We start from the raw sequence: 342 nt of genomic DNA, 5'->3' as shown, positions 1-342 counted from the left end.
CGAACGCAAGTTGCAGATCGGTCTCGTCGATGAGCGGCTGGCCCGCCTTGATCTGATCACCGGCATCCACGAGGCGCTCGACAATCTTGCCGGGCACGCGAAAACCGAGGTTGCTCTGCACTCTCGCCCCTACGATGCCAGTAAAGCTGCGCGCCGAGCCGGTGGCTTGCTCTCCCGTCACCAGTCTGACGATCGGAGGTTCCTGCCTCGGATCGGTAACGGCGGCTGCCTGCGTCCGATCGGAAAGTGCCACGAATCCCAGCGCCCCCTGACCCTGCGATCAGGATGCTGCCCAACACAATTGCGGGTCTCTTTTTCATGCCCATCGCCTCACGCTAAAAT

At 61.7% G+C, this 342-nt stretch carries 1 pseudogene; it reads right to left on the bottom strand.

Annotated features, from left to right (window positions below):
• Nucleotides 1-253: pseudogene (locus EN818_RS34400) on the bottom strand (efflux RND transporter periplasmic adaptor subunit); the annotation flags it as partial.
• Nucleotides 254-342 lie beyond the last annotated feature (89 nt).

Source organism: Mesorhizobium sp. M3A.F.Ca.ET.175.01.1.1 (assembly GCF_004791945.1).
Lineage (GTDB): Bacteria > Pseudomonadota > Alphaproteobacteria > Rhizobiales > Rhizobiaceae > Mesorhizobium.
Note: the sequence above shows the minus strand (reverse complement) of the source record. Positions and strands in the feature narration are given on the sequence as shown.